A 15,259-nucleotide genomic window follows, 5' to 3' on the forward strand; every position below is an offset into this window, starting at 1 on the left:
CTCCTCTGATCGAACCTGCACTTTTCAATCGAGTAACGAGCATTATCGAGCACGGCCGGAACCGCCCGCAAGGGGTGGAACCGACTCATTCCGGAACCCGTCGAACTCGGCGAGCCCGGTGGCGCCGCTGATCACGTTCACGGCGCTCATGAACACCCCGGCGTCGACGGCGGCAGCGGCGGGCAGCGCCGCGGAGCCGACCTCCGTCCACGTGACGCCGTCGGCGCTGCACTCGCCGGCGAAGGTCGAGCCGCGCCGGGTCAGGCGCAGGTGCACGGGCACGGTGAACGACGGCGCCTGGCGGGTCGAGTCCAGTTGGCCGTCCCCGTTCGCGTCCCAGGAGAAGACGCAGCCGTTGCCGGGCGTGACGGCGATGTTGGCGTACCCGGCCGACCCCTGGACGGCGAGGTCGTCGCGGGCGATCAGGCCGGCCCGCGCCCACGGCCAGGTCGGGTCCTGCGCGACGACGGTCGTGCCGACGGAGCCGCCGTCGGCCAGCAGGCCGTCCCGGTAGACGGCGCCGAACTCGTTCGTCCCGCCCCACAGGTCACCGCCACCGCCGACGATCGCGAACCGGTCGCCCTGCTGCCCGAAGGTCGCGTCGTTGAACGACACCGACGCGTACGGCGCCTCGACGGTGGCGTCCGTCAGCAGCCGCACCGACGCACCGCCCGCGGGCACGCCGTCCGCCGTCACCCGCACCGGCAACCGCACCACCAGGTCGTCCGGCGGCGCCGTCAGGGCGACCTCCACCTCCAGCGTCGCCGACCCACCGGGCGGCAGCGCCGGCACGTCGCCCACCGGCGTCGCGGTCAGGCCCGCCGGCGTCACGACCTCGACGGCGACGTCCGTCGCGGCGGCGAACTCGTTCGGGTTCGTCACCGTGACGACCACCCGGGCCGGCTCCGACGGCGTCACCACGGGCCGCGACGCCGACGCAGTCGCGGTCAGCGCGAGCGGGTGGTCCGTCAGGTGCTCCAGCACCCGCCCGGCGACCTCGTGCACGTCCCCCGACGGCGTCACCGGCAGCTGGTCGGTGCGCGCGGCCCACGCGGCGCCGACGGCGTACCAGTCGATCGGCGCCGGCGCGGTCCCCGAGACCAGCGCCGCCTCCAGCGAGGCGAAGTACGCCCGCCACCGCGGCGCGTAGTAGGTCGACACCAGCCCGGCCCACTCACGATTGGCGTAGTCCGTCAGCCCCGCCGCAGCGCCGGACCGCGTCCCCCAGACCGACAGCAGCGTCCGTGCGTCGTGCGCCAGCCGGTCCGCCTCGGCCGCGTCGGCGCCCCACGACCGCGCGTCGGCCAGCCAGCGGCCGAGCAGCCAGTCGGGGTTGGTGGCCGCGACCTCGTCGACCAGCTCGAGCAGCGTCATCCACTCGTCAGTCAGCGCGCGGAACCCCGCGAGATCACCGGACTCGTACGCGGCCCGCACCGACGGCAGCAGCAGCCGGCTCCGGTTCGCCAGCGCCTGCCGCGCGACGTCGGCGAGGTCGTACGCGTACGCCGACGACGACCGCAGCGACGGCGGCACGTCCAGCAGCGCCGGCAGCGCGGCCGCGAACGCCGCCGCGTCGTAGCGCAGCTCGCTCGGCGACCACTCGGCGGCGCGGTCGGCGGTGAGGCTGGGCTCGGCGCCGAACAGCCCGTCCTGCGCCTCCGACCAGGTGCCCGACGGCATCGCGTACGCCGTGCGGCCGAGCGCCTGCCAGGCGGCGCGCGCCGACGGCGACGGCCCGCCGTAGCGCCGGTCGGCCCAGTCCGCGAACCACGCGTCGAGGTCGACCGGCCCGTCGCGCCAGGCCAGCGACGTCAGCAGGTCGAGGGCGGCGGGGTTGTTCGCGCCCGCCTCGGGCAGCACGGCGATGCCGTCGAGGGCGCTGCCGGGACGGTCGCGCCAGGCGAAGAACCGCTCGTTCCAGACGCCGGCGTTGGCGCCCATCGTGGTGTGCCCGCCGAAGTTCCAGATCGACCCGAACGCGTACGGCGTGCCCTGCCACGACGCGTCGCGGTCCAGCCCGTCGTAGCGGTCGGACAGCCCGTCGACGATCAGCATCTTCGACCGGTCGACGGCGGCCAGCGTCTCGGGCCGCGGGTTGTTCTGCCAGCCGAGGATCGCCCAGATCGCGCCCGGCCGCGCTGCCTGCAGCGCGTCCTCGACCGCGACGCTGGCCGCGGCCACGTCGACGTCGCCGGCGACGCCGCCCTCGTGCAGCAGGTCCATCTTGTACATCGCGGAGTCGCCGAACCGGGCCCGTGAGCTGCGGTAGAACTCCGCCGCGACGTCCGGGAAGACAGCGCCGGTGGGGTCGAGCCAGCCGGGCCGCTCGAACCCGACCCAGTCGCCCTGCGGCACCACGTTCGCGCCGGGGTTGCGCGTCGCGAACCCGGCCGGCACCGTCCCGAAGTAGCCCGGCAGCACCGGCGTCATGCCCAGTTCGCGCAGCCGGTCGGCGATGCGCCGGCCCAGCTCGGCCCGCTCCTCGATCAGCGCCGCCGACACCGGGCTCGGGAAGCAGCACATGTTCTGCAACAGCCACCACGGCTGGTGCGCCGGCGGCGGGATCCATCCGCGCAGCTCGTCGGCGGTGTAGCCGAAGCGCTGGAACGTGTCGTAGTACACGGCCTCCGCGCCGACCGGCACGAACACCTCGTTGACGCCGTGCAGCGCGAGCACGTCGATCAGCCGCTCCCAGTCGGCCCAGTCGCGGTACGGCCCGGTGTAGCCGTCGTCGGTGTCGTTGAGCGCGAACCGGTGCGTGACGGTGGCCGGGCGGACGATCTCGGCGTCGGGCAGCGGCAGCCGGGCGGGCAGGTCCAGCTGCTCGCCGGTCCACGAGACGTTCGCGTCGGCGACCTCGCCGAGGTAGGCGTTCAGGCCGGTCAGCAGCACGGCCGGGCTGGTGCCGCCGATCTCGACCAGGCCGTTGCGGGCGCCGACGCGGTAGTGGTCGGCGCCGTCCGGGCCGGGCTGCTCGGCGACGAACCGGATTCGGCGGGCGTGGTCGGGCAGCAGCCGCCGGGCCGCCTCGACGGCCGGGCGCACACTCCAGTCCGCGGCCCGGTACCCCTCCGGCTCGGTGCCCGAGGACGGCGCGGCCGCGGCCGGGAACGCCGCCGCGACCAGAGCGAGGACGACCACGAAGCGGGCTGGACGGAAGGCCATCGGCTACTCCCTGGCGATCGATTATGATCGAATTGCCCGGAGAATAGCCAGATTCACGCACTATGCCAAGGGTTGTCCGGCCCGCAGCACCCCCAGCAGCCGGGCCGTCTCGGCGGCCAGCGCGTCTCGCCCGGCGGCGATGTAGCGGCGCGGGTCGACCAGCTCCGGGTCGCCGGCCAGCCGGTCCCGGACCGCCCCGGTGAACACCGCGTTGAGGTGGGTCGAGATGTTCACCTTCGTCATCCCTGCCTCGACCGCCCTGGTCAGCTCGGCGTCGGGCACGCCGGAGGAGCCGTGCAGCACCAGCGGCACCGGCACCGCGGCGCGCAGCTTCGCGATCAGGTCGTGGTCGACGACGGCGTCGCGAGTGCGCATGGCGTGCGAGGTGCCGACGGCGACCGCGAGGGCGTCGACGCCGGTCGCGGCGGCGAACGCGGCCGCCTCGGCGGGGTCGGTGCGCGCACCGGGCGCGTGCACGCCGTCCTTGCCGCCCACCTCGCCCAGCTCGGCCTCGACGGCGACGCCGCGGGCGTGGCAGTGCTCGACGACGGCGCGGGTGGCGGCGACGTTGTCGTCGTAGGGCAGCTTCGACGCGTCGAACATGACGCTGCCGACGCCGAGCCGCACCGCCTCGTGGACGAGCTCGGGGTTCTCGGCGTGGTCCAGGTGCACGACGACGGGGACCGCCGCGGCCTCGGCGACGGCCAGCGTCGCGGCGGCGATCGGGGCCAGGGCGCCGTGGTAGCGCACGCAGTTCTCGCTGATCTGCAGCACGACGGGCGCGCCGGCCCGTTCCGCGCCGGCGACCAGCCCTTCGGCGTGCTCGAGCAGGATCACGTTGAAGGCGCCGACGCCGCCGGAGCGAGCGGCGGCCGCGGCGAGGAGGGTGATCATCGGGGTCAGCGTCATGCGATGCGCTCCGCGGTCAACAGGGGCAGGAACCGTGCGTAGGCGGCGAGGTCGACCTCGCCGGCGGCCGCCTCGAGCACCGCCGCGGCCCCCAGCGCGGCGGCGTCGACGAGGACGTCCGGCCAGGGCGCGCCGGCGACCAGGCCACGGACCAGCGCGGCGACGGTGGCGTCGCCGGCGCCGGTCGGGTTGCCGCCGACGCCGGGGACGCCCGCGACCCGCCAGGCCGAGCCGTCGCCCGTCAGGCCGAGCAGGCCGTCGGCGCCCTGCGAGACGACCACGTGGCCGGCGCCGAGCGCGAGCAGCCGCCGGGCGGCGTCAGCGGGGCCGAGCCCGGGGACGGCGGCGGCCAGCTCCTCGGCGTTCGGCTTGAGCAGCGCCGGGCCGGCCCCGGCCGCGGAGAGCAGGGCCGGCCCGGAGGTGTCGGCCACGGCGGGGACGCCGGCGGCACGGGCGGCCGCGATCAGCCGCGGCAGCAGGTCGTCCGGAGCTCCGGCGGGCAGGCTGCCGGACACCACCAGCGCGTCCGCGCCGCGCACCTCCTCGGTCACGGCCGCGACGACGGAGGCCCACTCCGCGGCGGACAGCGGGCGGCCGGGCTCGTTGAACGCGGTGGCCGCGCCGGAGTCGTCGACGACGGTGACGGTGCGGCGGGTCGCGGCGGCGACCGGGACCGCCCGCACCGCGAGGCCGCCCTCGGCCAGCGCGCCCGCCAGCCAGTGCCCGCCCGGCCCGCCCACCGGCGCGACCACGACCGCGGGGACGCCGAGCGCCTGCAGCACGCGCGCGACGTTGACGCCCTTGCCACCGGGCCGTTCCAGCACGTCGGCGACGCGATGACTGGCGCCGAGCTCGACCAGCGGCACGCGGTACGTCACGTCGACCGCCGGATTCGGCGTGACGCAGACGACCCGGGTCACGTGACCAGCTCCCGCGCCAGCAGTCCGGCGCCGACGCACCCGGCCCGGTCGCCCAGCTCGGCGGCGACGATGCGGGGCACACGCTGGAAGGTCAGCCGCGCGGCCAGCCGGCCGGCCAGCGGACGCAGCACGAGGTCGGCCGACTCCCCCAGCCCGCCGCCGATCGCCACCACCGACGGCGCCAGCAGACCGGTGAGCATCGACAGCCCGCACGCCAGCGCGTCCAGCGCGTCGTCCCAGACGGCGACGGCGGCGGGGTCGCCGCGGCGGACGAGGTCGGCGACGTCGCGGCTGCCGGCGACGGTGGTGCCGGTGGCGGCGGCGTAGCGACGGGCCACGGCGGCGGCCGACGCGATGGCCTCGAGGCAGCCGCGCCCGCCGCATGCACACGGCAGGTCGTGCCCGACGGACACGTGGCCGATCTCGCCGGCGTAGCCGTCGGCCGAGAACACCCGGCCGTCGAGGATCAGCGCCGCCGCGATGCCCGTCCCGACCGGCAGGAACACGCCGTCCGACGCCCCGCGCAGCGCGCCGGCCCGGTGCTCGGCCAACCCACCCGCCCGCACGTCGTGGCCGACCGCGACCGGACAGCCCAGCCGCTTCGCCAGCACGTCGCGCAGCGGCACGTCCGCCCAGCCGAGGTTCTCGGAGTGCACCGCGACCCCCGCGGCGTCGTCGACGATGCCCGGCACGACGACGCCGACGGCGGCCGGCTGTGCGCCGTCCGCGAGCCGCCGGACGATCGCCTCGACGGCGTCCAGCACCGCCGCGCCGTCGGCCCCGGCGGCCGGCGTGGCCGTGCGGTCGACCGCGTCCAGCCGGCCGGCGGCCTCGAGCACACCGGCCTTGATCGAGGTGCCGCCGACGTCGACGGCGACCACCGGCCCGGCGCCGGAACCCGTCACGTCAGCCGCCCGGCAGCACGACGGAGCGGGTGAGGTGCCGCGGCCGGTCGGCGTCGAGACCGCGCGCCTCGGCCAGCGCGACCGCCAGCCGCTGCGCGACCACCAGCTGCGCCAGCGGATCGAGCTCGCTGGTGACGAACGTCGCGCCGGTGGCCTCGACCTCGTCGGCCAGCCCGTCCGGCGGCGGCCCGAACGACCACACCAGCCGGCCCGGCTGGGCGATGGAGATGGGGCCGTGGCGGTAGTCCATGGCGGGGTACGCCTCGGCCCAGAACTGCGCCGACTCGCGCAGCTTCAGCGCCGCCTCGTGCGCCAGCCCGACCGTCCAGCCGCGCCCGACGAACGTCGCCTGCTCGGCCCCGACGAGGTCGTCGAGCGGCTCGGCCATCGCCTTCTCGGCATCGGCGGCCACCGGCGCGAGGTCGTCGCCGAGGTGCGCGCGCAGCAGCGCCAGCGTGCTGGTGGCGAACCGCGTCTGCACGACCGCGCGCTCGTCGGCGAAGTCGAGCACGACGGAGTGCTGGGCCGCCTCGATCACCGGTGAGCCGGCGGTGGCGGTCAGCGCCACGGTGCGCGGCGCGCCGGGCCTGGCGGCGAGCGTCGCCAGCAGGTCGAGCACCTCGGTCGTCGTGCCCGACCGGGTGATGGCGAGGACGGTGTCGTAGCCGCGCCCGATCGGCGCCTCGGACGCGGCGAACGCGTCGGTCTCACCCAGCCCGGTCTGCTCCCGAAGCGCCGCGTAGGCCATGGCCACGAACCACGACGTGCCACAGCCCACGACGGCGACCCGCTCGCCCGCCGCCGGGAGCGCCCGGCCGGCGTCGTCGAGCAGGCCGGCGGCGCGGACCCAGCAGCCCGGCTGACTGGCGATCTCCGCCCTGACGTGTTCGCTCATCGATGTGTGTCCCCTCTCGCGCGGCCCGGATCGTCTGCATCATATCGATCGAATCATCCACTAATCGAGCAGACTCAGTCGCGCCCCGTCACATACGATCAAGGTTGCGGTCCAGTCACGACCTGTTGACAGCGTTTCCCCCGGCCGCCACGATGGGTACCCGCATCGACAGATTGTGCGCGAAACGTGCATGAAACGCATACAAACAATCATCGCAGTGAGCGGACCGGAGGGCGGACATGAGACGACTGGTGTCGTTGACGGCGACGGCGGTGGCGGCGGGCCTCGTGCTCACGGCGTGCGGGTTCGGTGGTGACGACGACGGCGGCGGCGGTGACTCCGCGAGCGGCGGCTCGACCACGCTCGACCTGCTGGTCCCCCAGTACAGCGATGGCACGACGGCGCTGTGGGAAGAGATCATCGCCTCGTTCGAGGAGGCCAACCCCGACGTCACCGTGAACCTCGAGGTGCAGTCGTGGGACAACATCAACGACGTCATCCGCACCAAGGTGCAGGCCGGTGAGGCGCCCGACATCCTGAACATCGACGCGTTCAGCGGCTTCGCCAAGGACGACCTGCTGTACCCGGCCGACGAGGTCGTCTCCGAGGACACCTTCGGCGACTTCCAGGAGTCGTTCGTCGAGAACGCCTCCCTCGACGGCACCGTCTACGGCCTGCCGATGATCGCGTCGGCGCGGGCGCTGTTCTACAACGAGGACGTGCTCGCCCAGGCCGGCATCACCGAGCCGCCGGCCACGTGGGACGACCTCCTGGCCGCCGGCACCGCCGTCGCCGGGCTGGGCACCGGCGTGTTCGGCTACGGCATGCCGCTGGGCAGCGAGGAGGCGCAGGCCGAGACGTCGATCTGGACCTTCGGCGGCGGCGGCTCGTGGACCGACGGCGACGCCATCACCGTCGACACCCCGGAGAACCTCGCGGCCGTCGAGTTCATGAAGCAGATGATCGACGCCGGCGCCACCCAGCCCGACCCGGGCGCCACCGACCGCACCCCGATGCTCGACGTGTTCATCCAGGGCAGCATCGCGATGGCCGTCGGCCTGCCGCCGACCATCGGGCAGATCGAGGAGCGCAACCCTGAGCTCAACTACGGCATCGCGCCGGTGCCCACGCAGGACGGATCGCCGGTGACGCTCGGCGTCGCCGACCACCTGATGGCGTTCCGCAACGACGACGACAAGCAGGAGGCCATCACGGCCTTCCTCGACCACTTCTTCAGCACCGACGTGTACCTGAGCTTCGTCGACACCGAGGGCTTCCTGCCCACCACGAAGTCCGGCGCCGAGGGCACGGCCAACGCGGAGCGGTTCGCCGACTTCCTCGCGCTGCTGCCCGACGCGCAGTTCTACCCGAGCACCAACGAGGCATGGGCGGCCACGCAGGGCGCGCTGCAGAGCCTGGTCGGCCAGATCCAGACCCAGGACGCCGCATCCGTGCTGCAGCAGATCCAGGCCAGCGCCGACAACGCATGACGACCACCGCGACCCGCCCCGCGACCCGGTCCTCCGACCGGCCGCGGGGCGGCCGCTCCCGCTGGGCGGCGACGGCCCGCGCACTGCCGTGGCTCGGGCCGACGCTGCTCCTCGTCGCCGGCGTGGTGTTCTTCCCGGCCGGCTACATGGCGTGGACGTCGTTTCGCGACCTGAGCCAGTTCGGCATCGACAACGGACCGGCCGGGCTGGACAACTACGCCCGGCTGCTGGAGTTCACCGCGCTGCCGCGGGTGCTGCTGAACACCGTCGTGTGGGTGGTCGGCGTGGTGGTGGTGACGGTGCTGCTGTCGCTGGGGCTGGCGCAGTTCCTGGACAAGGCGTTCCCGGGGCGGCGCTTCGTCCGGCTCACCATCATCATCCCGTGGGCGGCCAGCGTCGTCATGACCACCACCGTCGTCTACTACGGGCTGGACCCGTTCTACGGCATCATCAACGCGTTCCTCGTCGACGTCGGGCTGCTGGACCAGCCGTACGGGTTCACCCGCAACGCGGTGCCCGCCTTCCTGACGGCGATGGGCATCGCGGTGTTCGTGTCGCTGCCGTTCACCACGTACACGCTGCTGGCCGGGTTGCAGACGATCCCGGCGGACGTGCGCGAGGCCGCGGCCATGGACGGCGCCGGACCGTGGGCGACGTACCGGCGGATCATCCTGCCGCTGCTGCGTCCCGCGCTCGCCGTCGCCACCATCATCAACATCATCAACGTGTTCAACTCGCTGCCGATCCTGCAGGTCATCACCGGGTCGATCCCCGGCTACAACGCCGACACCACGACCACGCTGATCTTCAAGTTCATCCGGGCGGATCGGCAGATCGACACCGCCAGCGCGCTGAGCATCGTCAACTTCCTCATCGTGCTCGCCGTGATCCTCGTGTACCTGAAGGTCGTCAAGCCGATGAGGGAGGACTGAGCCGTGGCCGCCGCCGTCCGCACGGGAGGCACCCGAGGCGCACGGGGCGCACGGAGCCCGCGCCGGCCGCTGATGGCCGCCGCCGGCGCGCTCATCGCGCTGGTCTTCGTCCTGCCGTACCTGATCATGCTGATCGGGTCGTTCAAGTCGCGGTCGGAGATCCTGCGGGTCCCGCCGACGTTCCTGCCCGAGGAATGGCTGCCGTCGAACTACGTCGACATGTGGTCGACGCCGGAGACGCCGCTGCCGTACAACCTGGTCTCGACCATCGTCATCTCGGTCTGCGCGACGCTGCTGGTGCTGGTCGTGGCCGCGCCGGCCGCGTACTACACGGCGCGGTACCGGTTCCCCGGCCGGCTGGTGTTCCTGCTGCTCGTGCTGGTGACGCAGATGCTCCAGCCGACGGTGCTGGCCACCGGGCTGTTCCGGCAGTTCGTCACGCTCGGCATCAACGACACCTGGCTGGCGATGATCCTGGTCAACAGCGCGTTCAACCTGTCGTTCGCGGTGTGGATCATGCACAGCTTCTTCGCCGCGATCCCGCGCGAGCTGGACGAGGCGGCCGCGCTCGACGGCGCGTCGCGGCTGCAGATCCTGCGCCGGGTGACGATGCCGCTGGTCTGGCCCGGCGTGGTCACCGCGATCATCTTCACGTTCGTCGCCTGCTGGAACGAGTTCGCCGCCAGCCTCGTCATCCTGACGACGGCGGAGAACCAGCCGCTGTCCGTCGCGTTGACCAAGTTCGTCGGGCAGTACGAGTCGGCCTGGCAGTATGTGTTCGGGGTGTCGATCGTCGGTATCGTGCCGGTGGTCGTGCTGTTCGCGCTGATCGAGAAGAGACTGGTGGCGGGGTTGACCGCCGGGGCGGTCAAGTGAGGGGGACGCCGTCGTGACCGACCAGCCGGCCGGGGAAGCCGGCACCGACCTGGACGGGCAGGCGCCCGACCGCGCCCGGCGCTGGCGCCAGATGCTCGACCTGCTGGCCGAGCGGGGCCGCCTCAGCGTCACCGAGACCGCGTCGGCGCTGTCGGTGTCCGAGGCGACCGTCCGCCGCGACTTCACCGAGCTGGCCCGGCAGCAGCTGGTCACCCGCACCCACGGCGGCGTGCTGGCCACGGCGGTCGCCTACGACCTCCCGGCCCGCTACCGCGCGTCGTCCGGCAGCGACGCGAAGGAACGCATCGCCGCGCTCGCCGCCGACCTCGTCGAGCCCGGCATGGTGGTCGGGTTCAACGGCGGCACCACCACGTCGGCGACGGCGCGGCGGCTGGCCGCCCGCATCGAGCACGGCCCGCACTCCGGCGAGCACGCGCTGACCGTCGTCACCAACGCGCTGAACATCGCCACCGAGATGGTGCTGCGCCCGCACATCCGCACCGTCTCGCTCGGCGGGGTGGCCCGGCCGCAGTCCTACGAGATGACCGGCCCGCTGGCCACGCTGGTGCTCAACGAGCTGTGGCTGGACGTGCTCATCCTCGGCATCGACGGGCTGACGGCGGCCGGCGGGGCGTCCTGCCGGCACGTCGGCGAGGCCGGCATCAACGCGCTCATGGTGCAGCGGGCCAGCCGCGTGGTCGTCGCCGGCACCGGCGAGAAGATCGGCCACCGCGCGTTCGCCCGCATCTGCGACGTCGACCAGGTCGACGTGCTGGTCACCGACCCCAGCGCCCCCGAGGACGAGCTGACCGCCCTGCGCACCGCGGGCGTCGAGGTGCACGTCGTCTGACGCACCCTGGCGTCAGCAGACGTCGTCGACGTTGACGGCGCCGTCGGCGTCGTTCGGCGTCTCGGTGCCCGCCGGAGTCTCGCCGTCGGCCGGGGTCTCGCCGTCGGCCGGCGGCTCCTCCTCGCCGGTGGGCGGGTCGGCCGGCTCCTCGGTGGCCGGCGGCTCCTCCTCGCCGGTCGGGTCGCTGGTCGGGTCGCCCGCCGGCTCCCCCGTCGGCTCCTCGGCCGGCGGCTCCGTCGGCTCCTCCTCCGCGGGCGGCGTGGCGGCCGGGTCGAGCGACTCCTGGACGAACTCGCGGATGAGCTCGTAGTCGGGGTCGTGGTACTGGATGATGTCGTCGGTGAACGGCAGGCTGCGCAGGCCGCCGGCGTCCTGGACCTTCAGCGCAAGCTCGGCGAAGTCGGACAGCCGGGCCTGGGTGATGTCGGTCGACATGGTCTTCTCGGCCGCCTGCGCGAGCTGCTGGTAGCGGCGCAGCAGCGTCGTCGGGTTGGCCTGCTCGGTGATGGCGCCGATGACGCAGCGCTGCCGGCGCATGCGCTCGTAGTCGTCGGAGACCGGTCCGGGGCCGCAGCGGGCCCGCGCGAACCACAGCGCCTGGTAGCCGTCGAGGTGCTGGTTCTTGCCCGGCTCGATCCAGCCGGACGGCTCGGTGCAGCGGCCGTACTGCTCCTTGGTGCCGATGGGGATGCGGTACGGCACGTCGATGTCGATGCCGCCGAGGGCGTTGACCAGGTACTGGAAGCCGCGCAGGTTGACCAGGACGTAGTAGTGGATGTCCAGCCCCAGCACCTCGCCGACGACCAGCTTCATCGCCTCGGCGCCGGGGTCGGGGATGCCCTCGAAGTACTCCGGGAACTCGTACGGCACGAACCGGTACATCGAGGAGAGCCAGTAGTAGGCGTCCTCCTCGGACCCGCGGAAGCCGTCGGGGTACGCCTCGGCCAGCGGGGTGTCGGCCGGCATCGGGACGTTGAGCAGGTTGCGCGGCAGCGAGAACAGCGCGGTGTCGCCGGTCTCGGTGTTGATGCTGGCGACCATGATGGTGTCGGTGCGGGTCTCCTCGCGGCCGGGGCCGGCGTCGGAGCCGAGGATGAGCACGTTGACCCGCTGCTGGCCGGCCCACGGGTCCTCGTCGGACGAGTCGGGGACGGTGAGGCTGGGCTGGTCGTCGTCGGCGAACACGCTGCCGATGAGGTCGCGCTGGGTGTACGCGTACCGGCTGCCGAGGCTGAGCGGGCTGACCACCAGCGAGGCGACCACCACCACGACGAGCGCCGACAGCAGCCGCTGCGGACCTCGCAGGCCGCGCGGCTGCAACAGGTACAGGCTGACCAGCGCCGTCAGCAGCCAGGCGACGGCCACGGCGGCGAGGCCGGCGGTGATGAGGTTCAGCGTGTCGGTGTCGGTGCCGGCGTCGACCAGGCCCGACCGCCCGCTGCGCACCACCGCGACCACGGCTCCGGCGGCGAGCAGCACGAACACGGCGAGGATCGTCCAGCCCAGCTTCTTCCGCCCGGCCGAGATGAGCCCGACGCCCGGAACGAGCGTGCCGACACCGACCTGGCGCAGGAAGCGGCGGAACTCGGCCGGGCTGACGTTGGTGCGTCGCCCCCGAGCTCGTCGGCCGACCGTCTCGTCGCTGCTCATCGATGCCGCCACCACACGCGTGCCCCCGCGCGGGCTGCCTCCTCACCAGTTCGGGACGTGCTGCCGATGGGTCGCCGGACATTGTGCCTCACGTGTCGAACTCCCACCGACGCACCCGCGTTCCCGGCGTGCCCGGCCTGTCCCGATTCACAGCTTCCGGATCATGAGCACGGAGTCGCGGTCGTCGCCCGGCGCGACCCTGATCGCGCCGGGGATGCGGCCCACCTCGGCGAACCCGCACGACTCGTAGAACCGGTCCAGCCCCATGCCGTCGCGATAGGTCAGGTGCAGGAACTCCAGCCCGTCTTCGCGGGCGAGGGTGTGTCTCCCGGGTCTCGGCCGTAGCGAGCGGCGTCCAGGTGGATGCCTCGCAAGGCCGAGGAAGGAGTCATAGCGGGGTTCTATGACGACTGACGAGAACGCGGCGAGGCGCCGCCTGGGCGCCGCGCAGTAGGCCACGGACCCGGGAGACACACCCTGGGTCAGGCCTTCGAACAGCGCACGGCCGGCGCCGCGGCCCTGGAACCGCGGGTGCACCTGCAGCCGCAACACCGTCGCCCAGTGGCGGAACAGCGGCCGTGTCGAGCCGATGACGAGACCGAACCCGGCCCGCTCGCCGTCGACCCGCAGCACGCCGGCGAATCCGGCGCCCGCCGCGACGTCGGCGAGGTGGTCGTTCAGCGCGGGCCGCACGTCCGCCCAGCAGGTCAGCAGCCAGGCGGCGGGGTCGTCGCCGATGTCGGTGACGCGCTCGACCATTTCACTCACGGACCGACGGTACGGGACAATGGGGCGGTGAACGACGGACCCCTCATCGTCCAGAGTGACAAGACCCTGCTCCTCGAGGTCGACCACGACCACGCCGACGACTGCCGCCGCGCCATCGCGCCGTTCGCCGAGCTGGAGCGGGCCCCCGAACACGTGCACACCTATCGTCTGACCCCGCTCGGCCTATGGAACGCCCGGGCCGCGGGTCACGACGCCGAGCAGGTCGTCGACACCCTGCTCACGTACTCCCGCTACCCCGTTCCGCACGCCCTGCTGGTCGACGTCGCCGAGACGATGGCCCGGTACGGGCGGCTGCGGCTGGAGAGCCACCCCGTCCACGGGCTGGTGCTGGTCAGCACCGACCGCGCGGTGCTCGAGGAGGTGCTGCGGTCCAAGCGGGTCGTCCCGCTCGTGGGCGCCCGGCTCGACCCCGACACCGTCGTCGTGCACCCGTCCGAGCGCGGCAACCTCAAGCAGGCTCTGGTCAAGCTGGGCTGGCCGGCCGAGGACAGCGCCGGCTACGTCGACGGCGAGGCGCACCCCATCGAGCTGGCCGAGGACGGCTGGGCGCTGCGGCCGTACCAGCGCGAGGCCGCCGACGGCTTCTGGCACGGCGGCTCCGGCGTGGTCGTGCTGCCGTGCGGCGCCGGCAAGACGCTGGTCGGCGCGGCCGCCATGGCCCGGGCCGGCGCCACCACGCTGATCCTGGTGACGAACACCGTCGCGGCCCGGCAGTGGCGCGACGAGCTGATCAAGCGCACGTCGCTCACCGAGGACGAGATCGGCGAGTACTCCGGCGCCAAGAAGGAGGTTCGCCCGGTCACCATCGCCACCTACCAGGTGCTGACCACCCGGCGGAAGGGCGTCTACCCGCACCTCGAGCTGCTCGACGCCCGCGACTGGGGCCTCATCGTGTACGACGAGGTGCACCTGCTGCCGGCGCCGATCTTCCGCATGACGGCGAACCTGCAGGCCCGCCGCCGGCTCGGGCTCACGGCCACGCTGGTGCGCGAGGACGGCCGCGAGGACGACGTGTTCACGCTGATCGGCCCGAAGCGCTACGACGCGCCGTGGAAGGAGATCGAGAACCAGGGCTGGATCGCCCCCGCCGACTGCGTCGAGGTCCGCGTCACCCTGACCGACGGCGAACGGCTCGCCTACGCCACCGCCGAGCCCGACGAGCGCTACCGCCTCGCGTCGTGCACCGCCGCCAAGACCCGCGTCGTCGAGGGTCTGGTGAAGCGGCACGCCGGCGAGCCCACGCTGGTCATCGGCCAGTACCTCGAGCAGCTCGACGAGATCGGCGAACGCCTCGGCGCCCCCGTCGTCAAGGGCGAGACGACGGTGCGCGAGCGGCAGCGGCTGTTCGACGCGTTCCGCACCGGCGAGCTGCGCACGCTGGTCGTCAGCAAGGTGGCGAACTTCTCCATCGACCTCCCCGAGGCCAGCATCGCCATCCAGGTGTCCGGCACGTTCGGATCGCGGCAGGAGGAGGCGCAGCGGCTCGGTCGCATCCTGCGTCCCAAGGCCGACGGCCGCACGGCCCGCTTCTACTCCGTCATCGTCCGCGACACCGTCGACCAGGACTTCGCCCAGCACCGTCAGCGCTTCCTCGCCGAGCAGGGTTACGCCTACCAGATCGCCGACGCCGAGGACCTCCTCCGCGAGGGCTGACGATCAGGGGGTGTCCCGTGGATATTGGTGGATGCGGGCGGCGTCCAGTCGTCGATCCAGCAAGGCGTCGAAGTAGTTCGATGCGGTGCCATCGGGCGACGACGACAACGCAGCTGGTCGGCGTCTGGGCGTCGATCCGCGCCGCCGAAGATCCACGGGACACCCCCTAATTGGGTGGACACCCCGGCCGGTCGCGAACTAGGCTCCGATGCCCTTCGCGACCGG

At 73.3% G+C, this 15,259-nt stretch carries 12 protein-coding genes; 5 read left to right on the plus strand and 7 right to left on the minus strand.

Annotated features, from left to right (window positions below; genetic code table 11):
- Positions 1-42: 42 nt before the first annotated feature.
- Genes BLU82_RS26145 through BLU82_RS26165 form a run of 5 tightly spaced genes read right to left on the minus strand, consistent with a single transcriptional unit; the run spans position 43 to position 6,794 of the window.
- Positions 43-3,165 (minus strand): alpha-N-acetylglucosaminidase TIM-barrel domain-containing protein, encoded by a 3,123-nt coding sequence (locus BLU82_RS26145; protein WP_092623882.1) that lies wholly within the window; start codon positions 3,163-3,165, stop codon positions 43-45.
- Positions 3,166-3,225: 60 nt separating this feature from the next.
- Complete coding sequence (locus BLU82_RS26150) at positions 3,226-4,074, minus strand: class II fructose-bisphosphate aldolase (RefSeq protein WP_092623883.1); 849 nt, start codon at positions 4,072-4,074, stop codon at positions 3,226-3,228.
- Positions 4,071-4,994, minus strand: a complete 924-nt coding sequence (locus BLU82_RS26155) for a 1-phosphofructokinase family hexose kinase (RefSeq protein WP_092623884.1) — start codon at positions 4,992-4,994, stop codon at positions 4,071-4,073. The genes BLU82_RS26150 and BLU82_RS26155 overlap by 4 nt, the downstream gene beginning before the upstream one ends.
- The gene (locus BLU82_RS26160; RefSeq protein ID WP_197682485.1) at positions 4,991-5,899 is read right to left on the minus strand and encodes an ROK family protein; all 909 of its coding nucleotides are present in this window, start codon (positions 5,897-5,899) and stop codon (positions 4,991-4,993) included. The genes BLU82_RS26155 and BLU82_RS26160 overlap by 4 nt, the downstream gene beginning before the upstream one ends.
- Before the next feature lies 1 nt (position 5,900).
- Positions 5,901-6,794: an SIS domain-containing protein gene (locus tag BLU82_RS26165; RefSeq protein WP_092623885.1), complete on the minus strand. Its 894-nt coding sequence runs from the start codon at positions 6,792-6,794 to the stop codon at positions 5,901-5,903.
- A 239-nt stretch (positions 6,795-7,033) separates the two neighbouring features.
- Here BLU82_RS26165 and BLU82_RS26170 point away from each other — a divergent pair, with 239 nt between their 5' ends.
- The 4 genes from BLU82_RS26170 to BLU82_RS26185 all read left to right on the plus strand — a co-directional run bounded on the left by BLU82_RS26170 (position 7,034) and on the right by BLU82_RS26185 (position 10,942).
- Positions 7,034-8,284 carry an extracellular solute-binding protein gene (locus BLU82_RS26170; protein ID WP_092623886.1) on the plus strand — a complete coding sequence of 417 codons (1,251 nt, stop codon included), beginning with the start codon at positions 7,034-7,036 and terminating at the stop codon, positions 8,282-8,284.
- Positions 8,281-9,216 (plus strand): carbohydrate ABC transporter permease, encoded by a 936-nt coding sequence (locus BLU82_RS26175; protein ID WP_092623887.1) that lies wholly within the window; start codon positions 8,281-8,283, stop codon positions 9,214-9,216. The genes BLU82_RS26170 and BLU82_RS26175 overlap by 4 nt, the downstream gene beginning before the upstream one ends.
- 72 nt (positions 9,217-9,288) lie before the next feature.
- A complete protein-coding gene (locus BLU82_RS26180) occupies positions 9,289-10,092 on the plus strand; it encodes a carbohydrate ABC transporter permease (RefSeq protein WP_092623888.1) in 804 nt (267 codons plus the stop codon).
- Positions 10,093-10,105: 13 nt separating this feature from the next.
- Positions 10,106-10,942, plus strand: a complete 837-nt coding sequence (locus BLU82_RS26185) for a DeoR/GlpR family DNA-binding transcription regulator (RefSeq protein WP_231947586.1) — start codon at positions 10,106-10,108, stop codon at positions 10,940-10,942.
- 12 nt (positions 10,943-10,954) lie between these two features.
- Here the strand turns inward: BLU82_RS26185 and BLU82_RS26190 are convergent, their stop codons facing one another.
- Positions 10,955-12,592: an LCP family protein gene (locus BLU82_RS26190; RefSeq protein WP_157741272.1), complete on the minus strand. Its 1,638-nt coding sequence runs from the start codon at positions 12,590-12,592 to the stop codon at positions 10,955-10,957.
- Positions 12,593-12,739: 147 nt separating this feature from the next.
- Positions 12,740-13,351 (minus strand): hypothetical protein, encoded by a 612-nt coding sequence (locus BLU82_RS35320; RefSeq protein ID WP_370246336.1) that lies wholly within the window; start codon positions 13,349-13,351, stop codon positions 12,740-12,742.
- 36 nt (positions 13,352-13,387) lie between these two features.
- On the opposite strand from BLU82_RS35320, the gene BLU82_RS26200 reads away from it, so the two are divergent.
- Entirely contained in the window at positions 13,388-15,034 is a 1,647-nt protein-coding gene (locus BLU82_RS26200; RefSeq protein ID WP_092623890.1) for a DNA repair helicase XPB, read from the plus strand.
- Positions 15,035-15,259 lie beyond the last annotated feature (225 nt).

It is taken from the genome of Jiangella sp. DSM 45060 (genome assembly GCF_900105175.1).
Lineage (GTDB): Bacteria > Actinomycetota > Actinomycetes > Jiangellales > Jiangellaceae > Jiangella.